This is a genomic window from Bradyrhizobium sp. (assembly GCF_049798375.1).
Taxonomy (GTDB): domain Bacteria; phylum Pseudomonadota; class Alphaproteobacteria; order Rhizobiales; family Xanthobacteraceae; genus Bradyrhizobium.
Genome location: NZ_JBARGP010000793.1, coordinates 1 through 2,895, shown reverse-complemented (window position 1 = coordinate 2,895; position 2,895 = coordinate 1). Strand labels below are relative to the sequence as shown.

Sequence of the window (2,895 nt, the reverse complement as noted above, 5' to 3'; positions counted from 1 at the left end):
GCGTGGATGTTCACAGCGGATCTCCTGTCAAAATGTTGCTCGCCGTAAACGTCGATCGTCTCGACAGATTGATCAATCTTGATTATAGAAATCAATATGAAAAATTCCACCGGCCTCTACCTGTCTGCCCGCGAGGCTGCCGCCGAACTCGCGATCTCGCCGGCAACGCTTTACGCGTATGTCAGCCGCGGCTTGATCCACTCCGAACCGTCGGTGGATTCGCGCAGCCGCCGCTACCGCGCCGAGGACGTTCGTGCGTTGAAGGAGCGCCGCGCGCCGGCGCCCGAGCCGAAGGGCTTTCGCAGCTTCGATGCCGACCTGCCGGTGCTGGATTCCGCTGTTGCCACCATCACCGAAGCCGGGCCGATCTATCGCGGCGTCAACTGTGTCGAACTGGCCGAAAAGGACACGCTGGAGCACGCTGCGACATTGCTGTGGGACGTCACCGCGATCGATCCGTTCGCAAGCGGCAACTGCCCCGTGGTGTCCGACGAGATGCGGGCCATTGCGGATGCCGCGCGGCGCGCCTCACCGATCGAGCGCTCGATCGCGGTGCTGTCGCTGGCCGCGAGTGCCGATCCCGGCGCCTACACCCGCGCACCCGATGGCCGCGCACTGGTCGGCGCGCGGATCGTGCGCCTGCTGGTTGCGACCATGCTCAATGCGGCATCATCCGCGGAGCCGCTGCATCTGCAGATCGCGAAGGTCTGGGCGGCCGATAACAAACATGCACCGGACCTGATTCGCCGCGCGCTGGTGCTGCTGGCGGATCACGAGCTCAACGCCTCGACCTTCACGGTGCGCTGCGCCGCCTCGACCGAGCTCAATCTCTACGATTCCATCATTGCGGGGCTCGCGGCCCTGAAGGGTCCGAAGCACGGCGGCGCCGGTGTGCTGGCCTCGCAACTGGTCCGGTATCTGATCGACCGCGACGTCGCGCCCGTGATCCGCGAGCGGGTCGCGCTCGGCGAGCGTTTTGCCGGCTTCGGTCATGGCGTCTACAAGCGCGGCGATCCGCGCGCGATCTCGCTGCTGGAAGCGCTGACCCGCGCTGGCGCCCCGCGAAAGTTCACCCGCGAGGTGCCGGAGCGGATCGCGGAAGCGACCGGCGAGTTCGTCAATATCGACTATGCGCTGGCGGTGCTAGTGCACGCACTTCGCATGCCGGCCGGCAGCGAACTGGCGCTGTTCGCCATGGCCCGCTCGGTCGGCTGGATCGCGCATGCCTGCGAGCAGCTGCAGCACGGCCGTCTGATCCGCCCGCGCGCCCGTTATGTCGGGCCGGCGCCCGGACGCGGCAGTCTGGTCGATTCGCTGTAGGCGGAGCGGCGGGCCTTCCTGTTCAGAGCTTTCGCCATGAGGGTCTGCTCACGCCGCCGCCGATAGAGATGCAGTCCGAGCCCGGCCACCACCGATCCGACAACGACCAGCGCTATCCAGATCGGCTTGGCGATGTGGCTGTGATGCGGAAGGTTGCCATAGCGGTGAATCAGCTCCACCGCGAACACGCCTGGCAGCACGTGGGCGCAGGCCCAGAGCACGATCGCGGGGATATTCACGGCGTAAAAGCGAACCGGCGGCACGTCGAGCGCGCCCGCGGTGATCGGCACGACGGCCCGGATTGGCGCCACGAAGCGAGCAAAGAAGATCGCCAGCGTGCCGAAGCGATGGAAGAAGGCCTCGCTCTGGGCCACTAAGCGCGGATAGCTCGAGAACGGCCAGGTTGTCAGGATCTCGCGTTTTTGGCGGTGCCCGATCCAGTACGCGCCGCCGTCGCCCAGCACGGCGCCGATGATGGCGGCCAGCAGCACCCATTGCAGCCTGAGCTCGCCGCCGGGGACCAGTGCGCTCAAGGCCAGGATGATGGTCGTGCCCGGGATCACCGAGCCTGCGATCGGGATCGCCTCGAGCAACGCCGCCAGGAAAATGGTGAGGTAGGCCAGCGCCGCATGGTTGGAGACGAAGGCAAGGAGGGGATCAATCAGGTGGGCCACGAACTTTCCAGTACACGAATGAGCAGCCGACGATAACTAGTAACCCTCCCGGGAAGTGCCATGCTGCACTGCCGCGGTCAGGGTGAGGCAAAAAGGTGGCGCTTTCCGCAGGGCAGCCTTTCAAAAACAGCGTTTCATGCCTATGTCGATGAAAGATCAACGGAACTTTGATGAAGGCTTAGGCTTCTGCCCGCCCGCGCTCTCTGCTAGGCTGTGTGAAGCCCCCATAACCGCAAGCCAACACGCTAATCTGGTTTCGGGATCGCCCGAGACCTCGGAGGATGAATGACGACCGCCGCCACCACCACTGCGCAGGAAATGACCGGTTTGCCCGACATGAAAGTGTCTGTCCGGCAGGTGTTCGGGATCGATAGCGACCTCGAGGTGCCGGCCTATTCCGAGAGCGATCCGCATGTGCCGGAAGTCGATGCCGACTATCGCTTCGATCGCGCTACTACGCTCGCCATCCTGGCCGGCTTCGCCAAGAACCGCCGCGTGATGGTCACCGGCTATCACGGCACCGGCAAGTCGACCCATATCGAGCAGGTCGCAGCACGGCTGAACTGGCCCTGCGTGCGCGTCAACCTCGACAGCCACATCAGCCGTATCGATCTGGTCGGCAAGGACTCGATCGTGGTCAAGGATGGCAAGCAGGTCACCGAGTTCCGCGACGGGATCCTGCCCTGGGCGCTGCAGCACAACATCGCCCTGGTGTTCGACGAATATGACGCCGGCCGCCCGGACGTGATGTTCGTGATCCAGCGCGTTCTCGAGGTTTCCGGCCGGCTGACGCTGCTCGATCAGAACAAGGTGATCAAGCCGCATCCCGCGTTCCGGCTATTCTCGACCGCCAACACCATCGGTCTCGGCGACACCTCGGGCCTCTATCACGGCACCCAGC

At 64.6% G+C, this 2,895-nt stretch carries 3 protein-coding genes; 2 read left to right on the top strand and 1 reads right to left on the bottom strand.

Annotation, left to right across the window (positions count from 1 at the left end):
• Nucleotides 1-96 precede the first annotated feature (96 nt).
• Nucleotides 97-1,320 carry a citrate/2-methylcitrate synthase gene (locus WA702_RS30240; protein WP_425114198.1) on the top strand — a complete coding sequence of 408 codons (1,224 nt, stop codon included), beginning with the start codon at nucleotides 97-99 and terminating at the stop codon, nucleotides 1,318-1,320.
• On the opposite strand, the gene WA702_RS30235 is transcribed toward WA702_RS30240, so the two are convergent.
• Entirely contained in the window at nucleotides 1,272-1,994 is a 723-nt protein-coding gene (locus tag WA702_RS30235) for a DedA family protein (RefSeq protein ID WP_425114197.1), read from the bottom strand. The two genes, WA702_RS30240 and WA702_RS30235, sit on opposite strands and share 49 nt — an antisense overlap.
• Nucleotides 1,995-2,279: 285 nt before the next feature.
• Between WA702_RS30235 and WA702_RS30230 the strand changes: the two genes are divergently transcribed.
• Nucleotides 2,280-2,895, top strand: a 616-nt coding sequence (locus WA702_RS30230) for an AAA family ATPase (RefSeq protein WP_425114196.1), incomplete at its 3' end; no start/stop codon positions are given.